The organism is Microbacterium sp. AG238 (genome assembly GCF_003610405.1).
Taxonomy (GTDB): domain Bacteria; phylum Actinomycetota; class Actinomycetes; order Actinomycetales; family Microbacteriaceae; genus Microbacterium.
The window spans coordinates 885,487-904,381 of sequence record NZ_RAQC01000001.1 but is presented as its reverse complement, the minus strand read 5'-3'; the positions used below and the strand labels follow the sequence as shown (position 1 = coordinate 904,381).

The window sequence follows — 18,895 nt, the reverse complement described above, 5'->3', positions numbered from 1 at the left end:
CGTCCCATGACGGCTCTGCCAGGATGAAGTCGTGGCCGACATCAAGCAGGTGATGGATACTCTGGCTGCGGACTTCGACATCGATGACGCCGCGCCGGAGTATGAGCGCCTGTACGCGAACGAGGAACCTCCACTCAACGGTGTCTTTGCGATCATCCACGCCGAGCTCAATCGACACTTCCGATTCATGAACACGAAGATTCGGGCGGGTAGACATTTCAACGCCGATCCCAGCCGCGAACTGATCGACCTCATCGGTGAGCTGAATGGCGTGCGCCGAGCCCTGAAGCGCGTCGGTATGTCCCTGGTTGTGCGCGACGACTACCAGCGAACCATCGAGGCCTGCAACCACTTCCTCGTCCCGTCCGGTGGATCCACGATCCCGGACTGGATGAATGAGATTGACATTGAGAGATTCGAGCCTGTTCTGTCGGTGGCGGACCGAGCGCCCCAGCGTGCCGGAGCGGTCGCTCCCGACCTCGTGTTGGTCGGAGAGGGCTCATTCGCTTTCGTGCACAAGTTTGTCGACCCGCTCTACGGCATCACCTTTGCCGTCAAGCGAGCGAAGAACTCGGTGAGCGAACGAGATTTGGAGCGCTTCCGCAAAGAATTCGAGCTGCTCAGCAGCATTCGGTTCCCCTACGTCGTGGAGGCCTACCAGTACGATCCCGACCGCAACTCCTTCACCATGGAGTACTGCGACGAGACACTCAACACCTACATCCGGCGGACCAACGCCGAGCTGCCGTGGGCATCCCGCAAGCGAATCGCGTTGCAGTTCCTCTACGGGCTCAACTTCCTCCATGCCCGCGGCATCCTCCACCGGGACATCAGCCGCAACAACGTACTGGTGAAGCACTTCGACAGTGGCGCAGTCCTTGTGAAGCTGTCGGACTTTGGCCTTCACAAAGGTGACAAGTCCGACTTCACGCGCACCGACACCGAACTCAAAGGAACGATCCTCGATCCCACGCTGGAGAGTTTCAAGGACTTCGCGGTAGTGAACGACATCTACGCCGCAGGCGCGATCATCTCTTACATCTTCTCGGGGCGACAAGCCTTGGGCGGATGCGAGGGAGATGTCGAGGTCATCGTCCAGAAGGCCACCCACGCTCGCCCGAACGCGCGATACGCGACTGTGCTTGCCATGATCCAAGACATCGAGAGCCTTCGACCTCCGACGGGCGAGTCGCTGACGCCCGCAGAGGCACCCGCCTAGCCTCCCAGCGCAACGATGGGCGCGGGATGGGCACTCGCGGCGGCAACGTGGGCGGAGAATCGCGCACGGTGGGCGCTGTAGTCCTTCTTGCGCAGATGAGCGTAGACGCGATTCGTGATGGCTTCCGACTCGTGACCCATCGCGCGGCTCAGCTCGAACATCGTCAGCGTGCCGCTCTCCAGCGCCAGCGTGGCGAACGTGTGGCGCAGCTCGTGAAACACCAGGTCGCCCAGCCCTGCGCGCTCACAGGCAGGTTTGAAATCGTTGCGGCAGAATCCCTTCGGGTCGAGCGCGTAGTCGTAGCTGATCTTGGAGTGTCCTGGCACCTTCCCGGGCCACAGGCCCGCCTCCAGGTTGGTGCGGTGCGGGTGATTGCGAATATAGGCGCCCAGGTCGTGGAACAGCCGGTCGTCCAGGATCGGCACGTCGCGGCGACCCGCCCGGGTCTTGGGAGCGCCGGTGATGTAGCCCTTGCTGGTGTGGGTCTTGTTGAGGCGCACCTGCACTTCACCCGCACGGAGGTCGACATCGCGAATGCGGAGTGCGGCGACCTCTCCGATGCGCAGACCGGTGAACGCGGCCAGACGCACCATGCACCGGTTCGACTCGGGTTTGACCATCGTCGACGTAGACGACCAGACGGTCGAAGAACGCAGCGAGCAAGTCTCGGCGGACGTTGTCCGACACGCGGTCGCATAGGTCGCCGGGGTTCTCGAGGAGGTCGAGATAGGTCAGCACGCGTTCAGCACGCGTTCAGCTCCCGACCGCAGGTGGCTCTCGGTTCTTTTGAGGCGCTCGCTGATGAAGCCTTCTTTAGCGTTATGTCGTTCAGGCGAGTCCGGAGCTTTTCGCTGGGCATGGTGCCGTCCACCGCGAGGTCGATGAGTCGGTCTTCCTGAGACTCGAGTGTTTTCAGGTGCCTGCGGAGGGTCGCCGTGAGTTCACGATCCGCGGTCTGCAGCGTGTCCATTGCACTGGTGACCTCAGCTCGAAGTGATGTCAGCATGGCTTCATCGAAGCGCTCAGCGACGATCGCGCGACGGACCGCGGCCTCGACATCGTCTAACCGGATGGTCCCGATGGAACAACGACCCCGCTGCTTCGCTGCACACAGGCAATACTCGGCGAAACTGGAGGTTCACTCGGCCGCGCCACTAGCGATTGCTTCGGGCGCCGTCGTACTCCAGGCCTAGATGTCTTTATCGCATTTCTCGCAATTCGGGACGACGAAGCGTATCTCGCTGCGGCCGTCTCCACGGGCCTCCGCTTGTTTGCAGTCCTTTGTATCGTGGTTGCGCTCGTTGCGGCCTTCCTGTCTGCGAGATGGCGTGGTCTACAGGCGGCGGGAGTTGTAGGAGTGACGATCGTGGCTATCGGGGTCGCATTCATCGGCCAATCCCTCGCGGTCGAGGCCGGTACTTTCGTTCCATGACTTGTGCTGGCATCAGACCTGCCGGCCGTTCAGCAGTGAGTCCAAAGGCTTTGGAGATCGACCCGAGCCGTCGAGTTGCGCATTGAGGCACGCGACTACCGCACGGGGTGGCTGACCATGAGCGCAAGCAGAATACTCGGGGCTCGGTGCGCCGGATCGAAGCGAAGCCGCCACGTTCTGCCAGCCGCGACGGTCGCGGGGACGGTGGCGCAGGTGACAGTGCGGTGCTTGCCGCACCCGCACTGTTCGGCGCCACCCACGAAAGGCTGACTATCTCCCCTCAGGGAGCAACACGGATGCGCTACCGATCGTAGTGCTCGAGGGAACGGTTCCCAACGCCTCGTTGGGTGCGGGACTGGATGATGCATCGAAGCGGCATCGTCGGACGAAGCCGAGCTCCTGAGCTCTAGCTCGCACCAGGCGCCGAGGTGTTTGCCGGAGCTGGAGTGGGAGCAGAAGCGCGCCAATCTAGCCGAATAGTGATCAGGTAACCCAACAGTAGATTGACGCTGCAGAGGTGCGGGGCTCCGCCTCCTCGGGTGGCGGAGCGCAGCTTCGTGTCCTCCGAAAGGTCGACTTGCGCCCCCGGGAGGTGGCTGATAGAAATCAGTCAGCCCGATGTTTGAACCTTGCGAACGCTTATCGCGAGACAGTCAGGCGTTTCCCAATCACCTGCATCGTCGATGTCGTCATCTCAAGGTCGTTATGCCTCGCGCTCGTTCTCTTCGCCTGCCCCTTTTCTGCCTCGTTCTCGCTGTATCGCTTTCGGGGTGCGCATCGCCGGCCGAGACACCCACTGTCGAATCCCCACCCGTGGAACCGACACCATCTGCCACCCCGGTAATCGATGTGAACTCCGCTTCCGTATGCGGGCAAGCTTCCGCGCTGCGCGGCATCGAGAACCGGGTGCTTTCGGCAACCGGTGCTGAGCCGACGGATGAAGTTGGATCTGCGCTGCTTGACGGGTGGCGCTCACTGATCTTCGTGTCGACGAACGAGGTCGGGGCGGCCGCTCAGCGTGTCACCACAGCCGCGGCTGCTGCCGCATCCCTTTCGGACGACGCATTCCTTGAGACCTATCAGGTACTCGTTGCTGCGTGCGACGCGGCTGATACGCCAATCACAATGAGTTCCGCGGGCGGTTGAGCGTTCTATCGCACCAACAGTGCGCCGATCCCGGCCGAGATGGGGAGCCGCGGGGCGTCCTAGCAACTACAAGGGGGAAATGAATGAAAAAACGAAGAACTGTTTCGGTATTGACAGGCGTCCTGCTCGGCGCGTTCGTTGGAGGGGGAGCCGCCGTCTTGGTGGCAGGCGCCTCTTCAGAGGTGTCGCCGCGCACTGTCGGAGAAGGCGAGATCATCACCGAATGGAACGCAGCCCTCGAGCGCTCGGAGCTCGAGCTGCCGGTCGGCATCGCGTTCCCGCAGGATCCGCCCGCGTTCTTCACCAGTGCTCTCGACACGCCTGAGGTCGATCAATTCGAGGCTGGATTGTTTGATGATCACGTCCGTCAGTTCTGGCGCTGCAGCTGGCTCGCTGTCGAGAGCGAGTCTGTCGATGCCACGCGACAGGATCGAGTCGCTGCGGAGGCGCAACTAGACGCATTCGCGGGTGAGCTGCCGGTCGAGGTCGTCGCCGAATTCGAGGACTATCAGCAAGCGCTTGAGGACGTATCGATGGCTTCCGGAGAATCCCCGGAGGCTATCGAGTACGTCACCGACTGTGAGGGAGTTACGCGATGAGCGCCGACGCTAATGTCGCATTTCCCGCCAATGCCGCGGCTAACAATACGCCCCCGAGGCGAAGTACTTTTCGGCCCTTCTTGGTGTCCGCAGTAGTGACTTTCGTGCTCGCCCTTGGCATCGCACCGGCCGCCGCGCAGACACACTACGACGTCGGCTCGACCCAGGAAGCGAACGTCATCCATCACCATCAAAACCCACGGTTCAATTCATTCACCTCGAACACGATGAGCATCAAGTTCAAGTCGTTCACCGGCAATTCCGGCCTCTCGGTCGGTGTGCGTTTGTCCGACGGACGACAGGTGGCACGCGCGACGCTTTCCCACCCGCCGGGCTTGAACGCCTGGAAATCCTTCCTCAATACAAGTGGCGGCGTCGCCCGCATCGGCATGGGGCAGTTCTGGCTGAACTCTAAGGGCGAAAACTACTGCGGCACGGGCTGCCCGCCCGGACAGCAAGTCACCTGGAACTCCGACCTGTCCTTCAACAACCCGGCTTGAACGAGTGGGTCGGTCTGGCATCCGGGCTGACCCACCCCGGCCGGCCGATCGAGGCGCGCGACTTGCGTACAAATTGGACGTCGGGGCGGATGGCGTCCTTGCGATCGGGCGTTCGACGGCGCGACTCGCCCACAACCCATGAACTGAGTGACAAGGAAGCGACGAGGAACGCCAGATGAGTTTGAAGATTGCACGCCTCACCCGGCGGCACGCGTTGCAGGGGGCAACGCTGGCGGTGGGCTACCTAATCGCCGATCTCACGTCCCCGGACCGCGGAATCGGGCTGCTAGTCACGCCTAATCCTGCGCCGGCGAATGTAGCGGCGCAGGCGACTACCGTCACGACTGCTCGATTCTTCGACGAAGCGTGGAGCCGGGGCGTCGAACTCGATTTCCCCGTAGCTCTCGCAGTGCAATCTCCAGCCGATCGTGATGCCACGGCCGTCCTCACATGGGACGCCAGGCTGTTCGAGGTGGACGATAACGTGTTCTACTCGCGGTCCGGGCAATTGGAGAGCATTTCTCTTGATCAGTTCGAGTCCGGACGACTTGCCTTCACGCTTCCCCGAGACGCCCATGCACTCTACTTCCAATCGAGGTCGACGAACACCTACCCAAGCGACAACGTCGTCGATCCGATTGTCACCGTCCTCGAGGTCGACGGTGACGAGTTGTACCGATCAGCACCGCGGGTAACGCCCGCGTCGCCGTGGGGAATCGAGCTTAGGGCGGAGTGGGCTCAGCACAATGGGTTCACCTATCCTGTGTCGATCACTGCACTGAGCATCGGCCCCTCGCCCGTGCCGGCCGGAGTGGCAATTGTGGTGCGAACGTACCAGTCCGTTGGTTCAGAGTTGCGCGTCGCGGAGGAGGAGGGCGTGCGCGCGGACGCGCCGGCGCCCAAGAATCAGGTAGTAGATCTCAGCTTCGAGATCATCCAAGCCCTGGCGGCTGGAGAGGTGGCCAACATTTTGCTCGCCGCGGGGGAGGTCGACGTGAACGGCGTACCTGCCGTCAAACAAGTCGGACAAGTCTTCGTGTCAATTCCCGACTCGCTGAGACCAAGTGCTCGAGCCACGAAAAAGTACGACGTGGCCGCGGTGACCGCTTCGGGCACTGCCCTGACTGACGCATCCACGCAACGAAAGGCCTGACCATTGGTTGATGAGATGGTGAAGGCCACCCAGCGGTGGCTTCAAGACACCTATAAGAACCACAGCCAGTGGAACGAGGTGCCCATCAACGGGTTCACTGGCTGGCCCACGATGTTCGGGCTGATCCGAGGGCTTCAGATCGAGCTAGGGATCGCCTCACTTTCGGACAACTTTGGTCCGGGCACAACGAGTGCATTCACAGCGCAGATCGGCTCGGTATCCGCGAACACGTCAAATAAGAACATCATCCGGCTTGCGCAAGGAGCGCTGTGGTGCAAAGGGTATTCTGGTGGTGAGGAGTGGTCGGAGTTCTCGCCGAGTGTTCAAGCTTCGGTGAAGAGCCTCACTGCAAATATGGGGCTGACGTCGGTAACGTCCATCTCGGCAAAAGTTCTGAAGAGCCTGATGTCGATGGACGCTTACACGGTGCTTTCGGGCGGAGACGCCCAGAAGCGTGCGGTGCAGCAGTGGCTTAACGGAAAGTATGCGCATCGGCCAGCATTCAATATCCTGCCGTGTGATGGTCTCTTCTCAAGGAACACGCAGCAAGGCCTGATGTACGCCATTCAGTATGAATTGGGTATGTCCGACCGTGTAGCGAACGGAAACTTCGGACCGGGTACGCAGTCCGGTCTCAGGGCCAGTGCGAACCTTCTAAAGGGCAGCACCGACACGAACAAGAACTGGGTGCGCCTCTTCCAAGGTGCTCTGCGATTCAACGGGTACGCGTCCCCGTTTAGTGGAGTGTTTGATGCGGCTACGCAAACTTCGGTGGAGCAATTCCAGACCTACGCTGAACTGCCAAAACATGGGAACGCGGATTATCCCACCTGGGCCTCATTGCTGATCAGCACAGGAGATGACACGCGCGGGGGCATCGCTAGCGACATGTCCACGCAACTGACCGCTGAACTTTGCGCTGCGTTGTACAATGCGGGCTACAGGACGGTGGGCCGCTATCTGACCGTTACGAGCAAGCGATACCTGCCCGGCGAGCTCAAAGCGATCTTCGATGCTGGGCTCTCGACGTTCCCGATCATGCAAGAGGCGGGCACGGAAATTGGGTACTTCAATCGTGAGATTGGGTACGGTCACGCTCAACAGGCTGCTCGTCGGCTTCGTCAGCTCGGTTTTCCGAGCGGCACTACTGTCTTCTTCGCGGTCGACTTCGATGCGACGGATGATGTTATCGCATCATCGGTCATTCCGTATTTCGAGGGTGTCAAAGAGCATCTGGGACGCACACGAGTGCCGTTCAACATCGGCATCTACGGTACCCGGAACGTGTGTACTCGAGTGATCAAGGCGGGACTAGCCAAAGAGGCATTCATTGCCTCGCTTTCATGGGGTTGGAGCGGGAACCTCGGGTACGCGTTGCCGCCAAGCTGGTCGTACGACCAAATCCGCAATTACAGGCTCGAAGGCACCGCAGCTCACACTGATAGCGGTCTCGATATGCCGATCGACAAAAACGTTCAGTCGTCTCGAGCCAAGCCGGTCTACCGACTCGATATGCTCGCCACGCCCCTTGTTGGTGGGGCGTTCGATCGCTTCTACTGGATGATCACTCACCTTTCTGTGCTCGCAGAGATCACCGGCGCAAACCAGAGCGTCCTGGACCAGAACAACGCGGTCCTGTACTACGTCCAGTCCAAGAACCCCGGGTATCTAACAGGTACGTTTCAGGCCTACGTGCCGGGGAATCCGCTGCAGAAGAGCTTCTACGACTCATTCCCAGGGTGGGCTTCCGCACAGGAAAGCGTCCTGAACGAAACCAACTTCATCGATTCCTACGCAGTGCCCGGCGGCGGCACGACGGTGGGAACCTCGCACCTCGCAGTCACAGTTCGCGGGTACATGCGGTATGGCTATGCCGGCTCGAACGGCCGCTCAACCGTTGGCGTGGGAGATCTTGGCGGCTGGGCGCTGGACCTGGCGACCTTGTGGGTCGAATTCACAAAGGACTCCTCTGTCACTCATCCGGCGACCGCGGCGGCCACAAAGGCATGGTTCAAGCGACGACTCGGTGTTCGTGACGCTGTGTCGTCAACACAGGGCTCCTTCAGCTTCGACGATCTTGTAGGCGATATCGACGGCTACCTAATAGGGGCTATCGCCCGGCAGGACGCTTCTCGTCGGATAGACGATATAGTGAGAGAAGTCCGGTCGAACATCGCCTCGTCCATAAAATGGCGTTTCGAATCGTTCTACTCGCAGCGCTTCAATAGCTCCACCGCGACCGCGAAGGCCGCCGCAGTAGACGTTTTCACTTCGGGTGATTTCGCTGTTGGAGCGGCAGTTACCTTCACTATCGGCGGCGGAACCTTAGTGGTGGACTCGGCCTACAGCGGAACTAACGTCGGGAAGCCCTCGAGCAGCCAAGCCGGCGCTATCGGGGAGGCATGGGCTGAACTCTTGTCCGCCCTCGCGGCGACTGGACCTACCGCCGCACCTGCCAAATGAGCGTAGAGACCTGGCCGAGGACACTGCTACGCACGGCCATCCAACTCGTGGCAATCGCTTGGGCCTACTTCGCCTTCCTGTTTGCGAGCGACGTCGGGCTGCATAGTTCTGCCTCGCCCGGCGAGTTTGCTCCGCAGCGCACATTCCTGACGGTAGCGGTTTCTGCGTGTGCGTTGCTGAGTGGTGTACTCTTGGCGCTCGCGTCTTCTGCTTTGCCTCGGGGTAATGGCGCCGCTCGGCGGCGAGTCCCTGGCGCTGTAGGGGCGGTAGCCGCGCTCGCCTTTGCGCCATTCGCCGGGCTATATGCGCTACTGCTCAGTAGCAGCACGTGGGGAAATCTCGCCGGTTCCGACTTCTTGTTGAGGAATGCGTATGTCGACGCAATCCGGCCAGCTTGGCTCTGGTGGTTGCTGACGCTCACGGTTTTGCTGGTCTTGCATTCTTTGTTCGGGAGCGTGCTGCGTTCCGATGCTCGGTTCGGGCGCGCCACCACGCTCATGTGCTCTGTAATGGTGCCACTGACGATCATCGCTACGATGATTACATCGTCGCTCCAGACACCTTCCTGAGACCGAGGTCGATGAGACCTGCTCTCTATGGGGTTCCAGATAGCAAAGTGAGTGCGCGTATTGCTATATGTTGAACCCCCGCGGCGCAAACAGGGTCGAGAGCGAGCCGCTCATCTCGCGGCTCGTCAGGACTCAATCTCTGCGGCGAGTGCACGAAGTTTTGCCGCCAAGCTGGTCTCGTCTTCTGAGCCTGGGGCTCCCGTGTCGATCCTCGGTTGCCCTTCGGGCGCAAACTTCAATCTGACGTCGTGCTCGCCTACGCGGTCGCCATCATCGGCCTCGCTCTCGCGGCGGCTCTCCTCGACCGGAGCGCGCGCCAGAACGGCATCAGCCCTCCCGACTCGGTCTTGCCGAGTGCGGCCGGGGCCATCGTGGCATTCTTGGCAGCCGGTGCTTTCGGCGCACGCGGCACCGATCTCGTGGGGTTTCTCACCGCGATGTACTTCGGTGCCACCGGCACCATGCTGCAGATGCTGGTCGCGGTCGTTATCGTCGTCGGCTATGCCTTCGCCGCTCAGTTCCGGATGGCGCAGCTCGCGGGGCCCTGGGGGCTGGTGACAGCGTTGCGGTACGGAGTCGCCGCAGCCAGCTCATCACGATCGTTTCGCGAGAGTTCGGTCAGGCTCTGACGTACTCTGCGGTGGTCCTCACTGCCGCCGTCGCCGCGTACTTCGTCGCCGGCGGGCGGACGATCGTGGGGGAGCCGAGTGTCATGCTGCTGCTCTTCCAGGCCAGCGTCATGCAGGCGATCCAGATCACGTTCTACGTCGCGTGTGTCGCGTGCGCCGTGCTCATCTCGAACAAGCAGGTCAGCGGCCTCGTGGTCGTCGGCGTCGTGACCGCACTCGCAGCCATTCCGATTCCCGCCTCCGCGGTGTGGCTGACGCAACGCGCCAGCAGCGCGGTCCTCTTCGACGGCGGGTGGGCGGCGGCCATCGCGAACGCGCTACTCCTCACCGCGGCTACGTGCGCCGCGGTGCTCATCGCCACTCGGAGCAGACCAAGAACGGTTTTGCTTGTGTCCTCGTCGCCCAGGAAGGTACTCAGTCGATGAACAACGTCGTAGAGGTACGCGATGTCAGCGTGACCCTCGGAGGTATCGACCTCTACCGGGGCGCGACCCTCAACTTGCGTCGCGGAGCCACGGTGGCGCTCACCGGGCCCAACGGGTCGGGCAAGTCGGTGCTTCTGAAGGTGATCTGCGGATTCGTCACGCCCGATTCCGGCAGCATCTGGATCGATCCGTCACTGCTGTCTGCGCGCCGCACGTTCCCTGAGCGATTCGGTATCGCGATCGATGGGCCCGCCTACATCCCGGGTCGCACCGGGCTGCAGAATCTTCTCGAACTCGCTCGGATCCGCCGTCAGATCACCGCGGAGGACGTCAGAGCCACGATGATGCGTGTCGGGCTCGATCCCGATGCGAAGCAGAAGGTGCGCAACTACTCGCTCGGGATGAAGCAGAAGCTGTCGCTCGCTCAGGCCCTGATGGAGCAGCCCGAGGTTCTCCTGTTGGACGAGCCCTTCAACGCCCTGGACAAGAGCAGTGTCGAGCGTGTCACCCGGATCCTGCGCGAGGAGCGGGAGCGCGGCGCGACGATCCTCTTCACCAGCCACAGCGACCGTGATGTCCGGACCTTGGCTGACGAGGTCTTCCGTGTGGACGAGCAGCGCCTAGTCAAGCAGTAGGGGATCGGGCATGCACGACAGCACCCAAACCGCTACGAAGGTCTCTAACGGGGCCGAGTTCGTCGGCGCTAGCTTTGCGTCACGTAACAACTCGTTGCGTGTGTTCACACAGGAGGAAAGATGTCACTCATTCTTGACACCGTCGATCTCGACGCCGAGCTCCAGGTGCTGTGCGACCCGGAAAGCAGCCGGTTGGCTGAATTCACGTCCAAGTTTCACGAGTTCCGCAACTCGCTGACGCCGGAGGAGCGCGACTACCTCGACTTCATTCGCCGAGCGGCCGACGTCGCCGTGGCAGAACACGGTCGAGCGCTCATCGAGGACGTCGACGCCTTCGAGGCTCACATCAGCGACATGCTCGGCGACGAGTACATCGCACCCGAGATGGGCGGCATCGTCATCCGCACCACGGTCGTGCTCAAGTGCGCGACGTGGCTGCTCAAGTGCTGACGGATCCCCCCACCGTTCGCGCCGACATCTCGCGGCGCGTACGTCCCGAGCACGCGCGAGTCTGAGGAGACCCATGACCGAGCAGTCCGACTTCGTTTGGGTGCGTTACCTGGCATCCCTCGGCATCTCGGACGCCACGGTCACATCTCTGCAGGACGAGCGGAACGAAGTGGTTCGCGCCCGAACTCGGGACGGGCGCGAACTGCTTCTCAAACGCGGGAAGAAGCGGACGCCGGTCGGCGACGGCGCGCTTCTCACCGAGGGGCTCGTCTATCAGCTGCTGGGCGAATCGGATATCGCCGACATCGGGCCTCGCTGCATCCTCCACGATCGTCGCAGCGACATCCTCGTCACAGAGTTCCTGCCGCACCCGACAGCGCGTGCGGCGTGGGACTCGCTGGGGGAGTCGCCGGGAGCATGGGCTCCGCTCGGGGCTCAGCTCGCCCGCCTCCACGCCGGCACGCGACGGCTGCCGGAGTGGGCGTCACGGTTGCTCGGCCCGTTCGCCGATCTGGTTCCCGATGATGAGCCTCTTCGTCCCGACGATCTGATCACGTCGACTCCAGGGCAGCTTCAGGTCGTTCGCACGGTTCAGGCCGACTCTGCCGTCACGGCGCGTCTGACCGACCTCACGGATGCGCGACAGACATCGCTCATCCACGGTGACGCACGGCTCGACAACATCCTCGTCGACTCCACGTCCGACGTCCGATTCGTCGATTTCGAACTGTCTCGCGTGGGTGATCCGCTGTTCGACCTGGGTTCTCTGCTGGGGTCGATGATCGAGTACCTGGTCATCGACTCTCCGCCCGAAACCGACGAGAAGATGTCTCACTACATTCCGGATGTCGCCGGCCGACTGCATGACCGCGCCCGGGCGGTTATCGCGGGATATCGGGCGACAGTCCGCGCCCTTCACGGCGAAACTCCCGACCCCGAGGACTTCCTCTCGCGGACGGCAGCCTTCGTCGGCGTGCATCTGCTGCACCGCGCCGGCGCGCTCGCTCACCACCTCCACGGTGAGACGCGTGTCGGGCGATCCTTCTCCGTCATGGGGTGCGCGTTCGTCAAGAATCCCTCCGTGCTCCTGCGGCCCTGGGGGCTCGACGCTTCGTACGCCTGGTTCCGTGCGAAGAGCGGGGTCGCATGATCGACGCGATCGTGTCTGAAGTCGAGCGCACCGCCGACAGCCTCACGATGACCGACGATTCGGCTCTGACCCGTGAGCTCTACGAGGTGCTCCACCTGCGACGGAGCCCGACCTCGGGCGGAGCGCCCTCGTCCCGCTCCGCCTTCTCAGCTGCAGAGATCTTCGGCAGCGTGATGCGACACGAGGAAGGATGGCGGCCCGTCACGCAGGGTGGCGCAGGCGCGTCGGTCTTCGAGAAGGCGGGTCTGCGCGTGCGGGTCGACGCGTGCGACGTCGTCGCGGAGGGGGTCCTTTCTCTGCCTGCCATCCGTGACCGGTTGTCGCCGGCATTCGCGGGTCTGCTGTCGCCGTCCGAACCGCCGGATCAGGGAGTCCGTGTCTATGCACCCGTCGCCCGGGATGCTGCGCCCGACGCCGGCCGCATGCTCGCCGCGGCAATCGGCGCGATCACCACCCGCTATGTCATCAAAGCGCTCAGCGTGAAAGAGGAGTACCCCCGGCCCGACGCCTTCACCATCTACCTTCCGCGGGGCGACCTCGAGCCCGTGCTCGACGCGCTGGGGGGAGGTGCGATCGCGCGGCACTTCACCACGTCGCCGCAGCACTCTCTGTTCGCCAAGATCGACGACTCCGGCGTCTCGTGGATCGAGGGTCCGGCGCGCGACAGCGCCGGCCAGGTGCGCGCAGCCTGCGTGGCGCGCGCACTCCGCACGCCTCCAGGCTCGGGCCCGTCGTTGGCTGCGGCCATCGAACGCGAGTTCACCGCCGCGGGGATCGACGCGGCCGCGCCTTACCGGCTGCTCCCGGAGGTGTCGGATGCCGCCTAGGCTGCCGCGGCTCCTCATCGGGATGTGCGCCTCTTCTGCCCTCATCTCGCTGCTGCCCGAACTCGCGCGGATGCGCGCAGCCGCTGCCGGCTGCGCCGTCGTGATGACGCCGTCGGCCGCGCGTCTCATGTCGCCTGCTTTGACCGGTTCGGTGATGAACTGCCCGGTCTACGTCGAGGTCGACGAGCCCACGGGCGGGGTCCCACGTCATCGCTCTCTCGCTGCCGACAGCGATATTGCGCTGGTCGCTCCCGCCACGCTGAACACCCTGAGCAGCCTTGCCGTCGCTTCGACGAGCAACCTCCTCACGCTGACCCTGGCGAACTTCGGCGGCCCGGTCGGCCTGCTCCCCGTTCTGAACGACGAGATGCGATCCCGACCCGCCGTGCAACGCGTTCTCGACCAGTTGGCGGCCGACGGGTTCGCGTTCCCTCCCGAAGAGCCCGGGGCGGCGCGAGACCTGAGCGGCCGAGCGCAGGCGGGGGTCAGCCGGCACGGTCTGAACAAGCTCGTCGCGCAGCTCGCGACGCGCGCCGAGGAGGCGAGCCGTGACGACTGAATCTCGAACGAGGGAGGAGCTCGCGCCAGCGCGACTGCTCGGTCCGGATCTATTGCGCGGCGTCGGCATCATCCTGCTCCTGCTCACCAACGTTCCGCTGATCCTGACTCCGATCCGGTACGAACAGGTCGTGGGCGCGAGCCCGTTCACGGGTGTCCCCGTGGACGACGCCGCGATCATGCTGTTCCTCAGCGTCCCCACCATGACGGGCATGGGGATGTTCGTCCTCGCGATGGGGCATGGTCTCGCCCGGGCGGGGGCCGGGCGGCGAGAGTTCCGATACGCGATCATCCGGCTCGGCGCGATCGGGGTGGTCGGACTGCTCCACGGATTGTTGGTCTGGTGGGGTGACATCCTCTTCTACTACTTCATCGCCGGTGTGATCGCGTTGTACTTCCGGTTCCGCCAACCGATCGCTCAGATAGCGATCGGAGCGAGCATCACGATGTTCCCTCTCGTGCTCGTCGTCTCCGATCTGCTGGCGCGCATCGGAACCCGCGGCGACGGTGCCACCAACGCGATGTCCGCCGTCTCAGACGCCTATCGCGGTCTGCAGGCGGATGCGGCGAGCGCCTACGGTTCGCACGATGCGGGGGCGATTCTGCAGCAGCGGCTGACGGATTGGCTCGTCTACATGCAGGACTTCGCCCCGGTCGGACTGCCGCAGCTCGTCGGGCTTCTGTTGATCGGCATCGGGATCTCGCGCCTCCGGGCTGCGGGATCGACAGTGCTGAAGACCGGGCGGGCGCGCTCCGTCCTCGTGATCGCGGTGGTGGTGGCGGGTGCGGCCTACCTCTATCAGCTCGGGGTTCAGATTCTGCTGCCCCATGACACCGGCGTCCTGAGTGCGCTCTCGACATGGTGCCAGGTCATCGCGCCTCCCGTTCTCGCGGTCGCGATGTACGTGTTGATCCTCATGCGGGAGACGCGTCTGTCTGCGTCCCCGCTGGTTCGAGCCGTGGCCGCGATGGGGCGATACCCGTTGTCGATCTACATCTTCACGAGCATCATCTGCGCCGTCGCGGCGTACGGATTCGGCTACTACGGCCGCGTCTCGGCGAGCGGAGCGGTCGCCATCGGAGTGGTGCTGACGATCGTGTTCGCGCTCCTGTCGATCGCTATGGATCGTGCCGGAAAACAGGGGCCGATGGAGAGCCTCATCCGGCTCGTCGTGAAGCGGCGGCGACCGGATCAGGCACAGGCAACGAGCAGAGGAGAGGGCACGTGGAATCGATAGCGCGTTTCCGTTCGACGATGACCACCGCGGGACGAGTCGCGGCGACGGAGAAATCGCCGGTGAGTGCCGAGCACGTCGCGTTCGCGCTCGCATCGGAGAGCGCTGCCGAGCATCCGGTGGCCGGTCGCGTGCGCGAGTACGGCGACCTGCGGGGGTGGGGGTCGGGGGATGAGCGCCGCGGCCTCGCCGAGCGCATCGGACTGCGTCGCCGCCCCGCCTGCGAACCGACGCTTCAACGTGAGATCGAACGAGCCGCCGCGGGAGGAGACCCGGACGTCCGTGCGGTCCTCCGTTCGATGCACCGGCGGGGGGAGCTGGTCGATCTTTCCGAATTCGTGTCGGCGTCGGGTCTTGATCTCGCCGGCTGGCTGGGGGCCGATGATGACTGATCCGACCCGGTCACGGACCGCCCTCACGCTGCGGGGCGTGACGAAGACGATCGACGCGTCGCGGATCCTCGACGGCGTCACCTTCGATGTCCCCGTCGGGCAGGTCGTCGGACTGATGGGGCCGAACGGTGCCGGCAAGACCACGCTCATGCGCAGTCTCGCCGGGCTGTACGAGCTCAGCTCGGGAAGCGCGCTCGTCGACGGTCACGCCGCGGGCAGTCCTGAGGCGCGACGCGCGCTGAGCCTGATGCCGGAAGACCCCGACCTCTATCCCGGGCTCAGCGTCATCGAACACGTGCGTCTGGTCGAAGGTCTGAACCGTGTCACGACGACCGCGCAAGCACGCGCGGCGCTGCTCGAGAGATACGACCTCGCCGACAAGCTCGACTCACTCCCGCACGAACTGTCGCAGGGCATGCGACGGAAGCTGGCGCTGATCCTCGCGCTCACGAAAGGATCACGAATCCTCCTTCTCGACGAACCGTTCAACGGTCTGGATCCCGTCTCGTCCCGCGAGCTGCGCGACGAAGTTCGCCGATTGTCTGAGCAAGGATGCACGGTTCTCATCTCCATGCACGGGCTCGGCGATCTGGAGAAGATCGCCGATCGGGCGCTGATGCTGTACGCCGGTCGCCTCGTCCACGACATGAGAGTGAGGCCGGCCGAGGGCGAGTCCGGAGAGTCGCTCGAGGACGCCTACCTCCGCGTCGTGGGGACGATGAGCCGTGGCTCCGCCTAGCGCTGCGCGCCGTTCCGCGACGACCGCCGCCGTCGCGCTCATCACCGCCTATGCACGTATGCGGATCCGTGACCTGCGCGTGCTCCTCCTCAATCCGCTCGCTCTGGTGCTCTCGGCGGTCGGCGTGGTCGGCTACCTGTGGATCCTCGTCAGCCAGGGTGACGACATCTCTGGAGGAGACCAGACTCCCGGGGTGCGCTTGGCGGGTCTCGGCCTGGGCCTGATCTTGCCGCTCGTCGTATTGACGGCGCAGCGCGGCTCACCGCTGCGGCTGCGCCCCGGAGACGTGTCGTGGGTTCTGGCGAGCCGCGACGGTCCGGTCCTCGTGCTGCTGACCCACGCGCTCGGAACAGCGGCTATGGGATTCATCGGGGCATCGGCGGCTAGCGCGATCGCCCTCGTCCTGCGCGGCGAGCCACCTCAGCTGGGCCTGGTCTCGGGTGTGGCGCTCACGAGCATCCTCCTCCTCATCCGTTCGGTGTCGTTGTCGGCGCACGCTCTCGGGCACCGGGTCTCGAAGCATGGTCGAGCCGCGCTCGTCGGTGTTGCGAGTGCGTGGGCGATCCTGTGGGGAGTCCTGAACGCCGCGGCATACGCCGGTCTCGTGCCCGACGACGGCCCGTTCGCATGGGCACTGGCAGCGGTTGCCCAGCCGATCGCCGCGGTCGTGTCTCCGGAATCGGCGGATCTCACGGTGAGCGCGGGGTTCATCGTTCTCGCGGCGATCGCGGTGTCGGTGCTCGCCGCGAAGCCGCGGGTGTTCGTCGAACCGGCGGTCCAAGAGAGCATCCTCGCGAATCAGCTGTCGAAGGCTCTTTCGGGTGGACCATCGTCTGCCCTGCAGAGTAGGGGATATGCGGTCGGGATGAGGTCGTGGGACCGATGGCCGTCCCGCCCGATTCCGGCGGTTCTGGTGAGTCACCTCGCTCAGATTCGTCGCCGCCGGTGGCAGTACCCGGCCACCGCGGTCGTGCTGATCGCGGTGGTGTCACTGTGCATGCTCTCCGGGGGAGTCGTGCCGGTGACCGTCGGAGTGGTCATCGCGGTGCTCCTTCCCTGCGTGTCGGCGGCATCTCAGCTCGCCGCGGCGGATCTGGATCACCAGCATCTGCTTCTGGCCGATGTGTCCGTGGTCAGGACGAGCCTCGCCGGTGTGCTGCTGAACGCGTTCTTCGACCTGGTCGTGGCAGCGCCCGCGGTGATCCTGGGCGTGTCCATCCAATTCGGCCACGTGGGGTGGGGCATCGCCTACATGGTTCCCTTGGCGGCCTTCTTCGTGTGCTCATCGCTCGCCGGCGTGGGCGCGCGAGCGTTCTCGGAAGCGCCGATCGGGCGGGCGATCGCGGGGCTGCTCCTCAGCGCTGCCCCGCTCTTGATCGCGGTGTCGAGTGTTCTCGGCTACGGCGATGATCACGTCGCGTGCCGATCGTGGGTGACGATCGCCGGCACAGTGATCGTGGCCGCGGTCCTGTACCTCGGACTGGCGTTCGCGGTGTTCCGCTCGGCTCTGCCCGGGGCACGGCCGGGCGGGACGCCGGCGTCGACGGTCACCGAGCGGGTAGACGTGCGATGAGCGTCCATCCGTCGTCGGTCGGGCCAGACGTGAAGTCACCCCCGGACACGGCGACGCGCTCGCGCAGACGGTCGAGTCCGTAACCGGACGATGGGATGCCGTTCGTCACCGGCGCGGGACCGGTGGTGTTCGCCATCTCGAGCCGGACATCGTCGCCGAGGATCTCGAGAGTGATCCTCACCGAGGTGTTCTCGGGCGCGTGTTTGGCGATGTTCGTGGTCCCCTCGCGTATCAGGTGAACGAGGGTCTGCTCGATCGTCGACGACACCGAGCCTTCGGTGGATCGCACGCTGATCGTCGCTCCCAGCTGCACGAGCGCATCGCGGGCCTCGTCGAGTGCCGAGTCGATGCTTGCCGGCTGTTCGTCGACAGGCCCGGTGAGAGAGCCGTCATCGTCGCGCACGATCCTCAGCATCCTGCGGATGTCGGCGAGCGCCTGGTCTGCGCCGGCGCGGATCGCGCGAACGGACTGGTCGCGCAGGGCTTCGTCGTCGACGCGCTCGAGGACCCTCGCGTGCATCGAGACGAGCGTGATGTCGTGCGCGATGATGTCGTGCAACTCGTCTGCAATGCGATCTCTCTCAGCTTCGATCGCCGCCGAGCGTGCCTGCGCCAGAGCGGCGACGTCACCCGCCAGGCGCAGCTCGCGCCCGTGCGCCGCACGCAGCGCCCAGCCGATGGAGGCGGAGATCGCGACCACGAGCGCCAGCGCAGGCAGCGCCGTGTTCGCGAAGATTCCGAGGACGGTGCTCGCCAGGATCGTGAGGCTCAGCGTCGCGACGACGTAGATCGACACGAACCACACCGGGCTCGTGTAGACCACGAGGCCGGCAACGCCGGCGAGGTAGAGGACATCGCTGCCGTCCTGGCCCGCGGTGATCTGCACGAGCGCGATGAGCAGGAGGCTGGTCGCTGCTGCCGCGGGCCACCAGATGAACAGGGCCGTGGCGAGCATCGCGGGCAACCCGAACATCAGACCACGCCAGGCGACGCTCGGATCGGTGATGACCAGGACGACGTCGACGACGAGCATCATGGCCAGCACGAGGAGCAGGGCGATGCGTCCCCAGGAAGGCAGGGCGGTGAACCCACGCGTGTCCGCGCCCACGTGGGCCGGCGCGTGCCTGTGCCGCAGTCTCCTCTGGCGCTCCGTCACCCTCCCATCATGCCCGGAAGGGTGCTCGGGTCACTTGCAGATTCC

At 64.1% G+C, this 18,895-nt stretch carries 19 protein-coding genes; 17 read left to right on the top strand and 2 right to left on the bottom strand.

Annotation, left to right across the window (positions count from 1 at the left end):
• Nucleotides 1–31 precede the first annotated feature (31 nt).
• Nucleotides 32–1,219 carry a protein kinase family protein gene (locus DEU36_RS04265; RefSeq protein WP_120263069.1) on the top strand — a complete coding sequence of 396 codons (1,188 nt, stop codon included), beginning with the start codon at nt 32–34 and terminating at the stop codon, nt 1,217–1,219.
• Here the strand turns inward: DEU36_RS04265 and DEU36_RS04260 are convergent.
• Entirely contained in the window at nt 1,216–1,839 is a 624-nt protein-coding gene (locus DEU36_RS04260) for a site-specific integrase (protein WP_120263068.1), read from the bottom strand. The two genes, DEU36_RS04265 and DEU36_RS04260, sit on opposite strands and share 4 nt — an antisense overlap.
• A gap of 1,625 nt (nt 1,840–3,464) precedes the next feature.
• Between DEU36_RS04260 and DEU36_RS15990 the strand changes: the two genes are divergently transcribed.
• The 16 genes from DEU36_RS15990 (at nt 3,465) to DEU36_RS04190 (ending at nt 17,694) form a co-directional block, all read left to right on the top strand.
• The gene (locus tag DEU36_RS15990; RefSeq protein WP_147374361.1) at nt 3,465–3,797 is read left to right on the top strand and encodes a hypothetical protein; all 333 of its coding nucleotides are present in this window, start codon (nt 3,465–3,467) and stop codon (nt 3,795–3,797) included.
• An 83-nt stretch (nt 3,798–3,880) separates the two neighbouring features.
• On the top strand, nt 3,881–4,396 hold the full coding sequence (locus DEU36_RS04255) for a hypothetical protein (RefSeq protein ID WP_147374360.1): 516 nt from the start codon (nt 3,881–3,883) through the stop codon (nt 4,394–4,396).
• On the top strand, nt 4,393–4,896 hold the full coding sequence (locus tag DEU36_RS04250) for a hypothetical protein (protein ID WP_147374359.1): 504 nt from the start codon (nt 4,393–4,395) through the stop codon (nt 4,894–4,896). The genes DEU36_RS04255 and DEU36_RS04250 overlap by 4 nt, the downstream gene beginning before the upstream one ends.
• Before the next feature lie 175 nt (nt 4,897–5,071).
• Complete coding sequence (locus DEU36_RS04245; protein WP_120263065.1) at nt 5,072–6,049, top strand: hypothetical protein; 978 nt, start codon at nt 5,072–5,074, stop codon at nt 6,047–6,049.
• A 15-nt stretch (nt 6,050–6,064) separates the two neighbouring features.
• Nucleotides 6,065–8,512, top strand: coding sequence for a glycoside hydrolase domain-containing protein (locus DEU36_RS04240; RefSeq protein ID WP_120263064.1), 2,448 nt, complete (start codon nt 6,065–6,067; stop codon nt 8,510–8,512).
• An 817-nt stretch (nt 8,513–9,329) separates the two neighbouring features.
• Nucleotides 9,330–9,710, top strand: a complete 381-nt coding sequence (locus DEU36_RS04235) for a hypothetical protein (protein ID WP_147374358.1) — start codon at nt 9,330–9,332, stop codon at nt 9,708–9,710.
• Between the two features lie 11 nt (nt 9,711–9,721).
• Nucleotides 9,722–10,135 (top strand): hypothetical protein, encoded by a 414-nt coding sequence (locus tag DEU36_RS04230; protein ID WP_120263062.1) that lies wholly within the window; start codon nt 9,722–9,724, stop codon nt 10,133–10,135.
• Complete coding sequence (locus DEU36_RS04225; protein WP_120263061.1) at nt 10,132–10,770, top strand: ATP-binding cassette domain-containing protein; 639 nt, start codon at nt 10,132–10,134, stop codon at nt 10,768–10,770. Before DEU36_RS04230 ends, DEU36_RS04225 begins: the two co-directional genes overlap by 4 nt.
• Before the next feature lie 120 nt (nt 10,771–10,890).
• Nucleotides 10,891–11,220, top strand: a complete 330-nt coding sequence (locus DEU36_RS04220) for a hypothetical protein (RefSeq protein WP_094261966.1) — start codon at nt 10,891–10,893, stop codon at nt 11,218–11,220.
• A 73-nt stretch (nt 11,221–11,293) separates the two neighbouring features.
• The gene (locus tag DEU36_RS04215; RefSeq protein WP_120263060.1) at nt 11,294–12,370 is read left to right on the top strand and encodes an aminoglycoside phosphotransferase family protein; all 1,077 of its coding nucleotides are present in this window, start codon (nt 11,294–11,296) and stop codon (nt 12,368–12,370) included.
• Entirely contained in the window at nt 12,367–13,197 is an 831-nt protein-coding gene (locus tag DEU36_RS04210) for a T3SS effector HopA1 family protein (RefSeq protein ID WP_120263059.1), read from the top strand. Before DEU36_RS04215 ends, DEU36_RS04210 begins: the two co-directional genes overlap by 4 nt.
• Entirely contained in the window at nt 13,187–13,756 is a 570-nt protein-coding gene (locus DEU36_RS04205) for a flavoprotein (RefSeq protein ID WP_120263058.1), read from the top strand. The genes DEU36_RS04210 and DEU36_RS04205 overlap by 11 nt, the downstream gene beginning before the upstream one ends.
• Entirely contained in the window at nt 13,746–14,993 is a 1,248-nt protein-coding gene (locus tag DEU36_RS04200; protein ID WP_147374357.1) for a DUF418 domain-containing protein, read from the top strand. The genes DEU36_RS04205 and DEU36_RS04200 overlap by 11 nt, the downstream gene beginning before the upstream one ends.
• A gap of 59 nt (nt 14,994–15,052) precedes the next feature.
• Nucleotides 15,053–15,382, top strand: coding sequence for a hypothetical protein (locus DEU36_RS16090; RefSeq protein ID WP_183045292.1), 330 nt, complete (start codon nt 15,053–15,055; stop codon nt 15,380–15,382).
• A gap of 37 nt (nt 15,383–15,419) precedes the next feature.
• Nucleotides 15,420–16,121: an ABC transporter ATP-binding protein gene (locus DEU36_RS04195; protein WP_183045291.1), complete on the top strand. Its 702-nt coding sequence runs from the start codon at nt 15,420–15,422 to the stop codon at nt 16,119–16,121.
• Nucleotides 16,108–17,694, top strand: coding sequence for a hypothetical protein (locus DEU36_RS04190; RefSeq protein ID WP_120263055.1), 1,587 nt, complete (start codon nt 16,108–16,110; stop codon nt 17,692–17,694). Before DEU36_RS04195 ends, DEU36_RS04190 begins: the two co-directional genes overlap by 14 nt.
• Here the strand turns inward: DEU36_RS04190 and DEU36_RS04185 are convergent.
• Nucleotides 17,669–18,850, bottom strand: coding sequence for a sensor histidine kinase (locus DEU36_RS04185; protein ID WP_147374356.1), 1,182 nt, complete (start codon nt 18,848–18,850; stop codon nt 17,669–17,671). The two genes, DEU36_RS04190 and DEU36_RS04185, sit on opposite strands and share 26 nt — an antisense overlap.
• Nucleotides 18,851–18,895: the final 45 nt, after the last annotated feature.

Coding starts and splice junctions, on each gene's coding strand:
- DEU36_RS04260 (WP_120263068.1), bottom strand. CDS start 1,839: ATGGTCAAACCCGAGTCGAACCGGTGCATGGTGCGTCTGGCCGCGTTC.
- DEU36_RS04255 (WP_147374360.1), top strand. CDS start 3,881: ATGAAAAAACGAAGAACTGTTTCGGTATTGACAGGCGTCCTGCTCGGC.
- DEU36_RS04250 (WP_147374359.1), top strand. CDS start 4,393: ATGAGCGCCGACGCTAATGTCGCATTTCCCGCCAATGCCGCGGCTAAC.
- DEU36_RS04245 (WP_120263065.1), top strand. CDS start 5,072: ATGAGTTTGAAGATTGCACGCCTCACCCGGCGGCACGCGTTGCAGGGG.
- DEU36_RS04240 (WP_120263064.1), top strand. CDS start 6,065: ATGGTGAAGGCCACCCAGCGGTGGCTTCAAGACACCTATAAGAACCAC.
- DEU36_RS04225 (WP_120263061.1), top strand. CDS start 10,132: ATGAACAACGTCGTAGAGGTACGCGATGTCAGCGTGACCCTCGGAGGT.
- DEU36_RS04220 (WP_094261966.1), top strand. CDS start 10,891: ATGTCACTCATTCTTGACACCGTCGATCTCGACGCCGAGCTCCAGGTG.
- DEU36_RS04215 (WP_120263060.1), top strand. CDS start 11,294: ATGACCGAGCAGTCCGACTTCGTTTGGGTGCGTTACCTGGCATCCCTC.
- DEU36_RS04210 (WP_120263059.1), top strand. CDS start 12,367: ATGATCGACGCGATCGTGTCTGAAGTCGAGCGCACCGCCGACAGCCTC.
- DEU36_RS04205 (WP_120263058.1), top strand. CDS start 13,187: ATGCCGCCTAGGCTGCCGCGGCTCCTCATCGGGATGTGCGCCTCTTCT.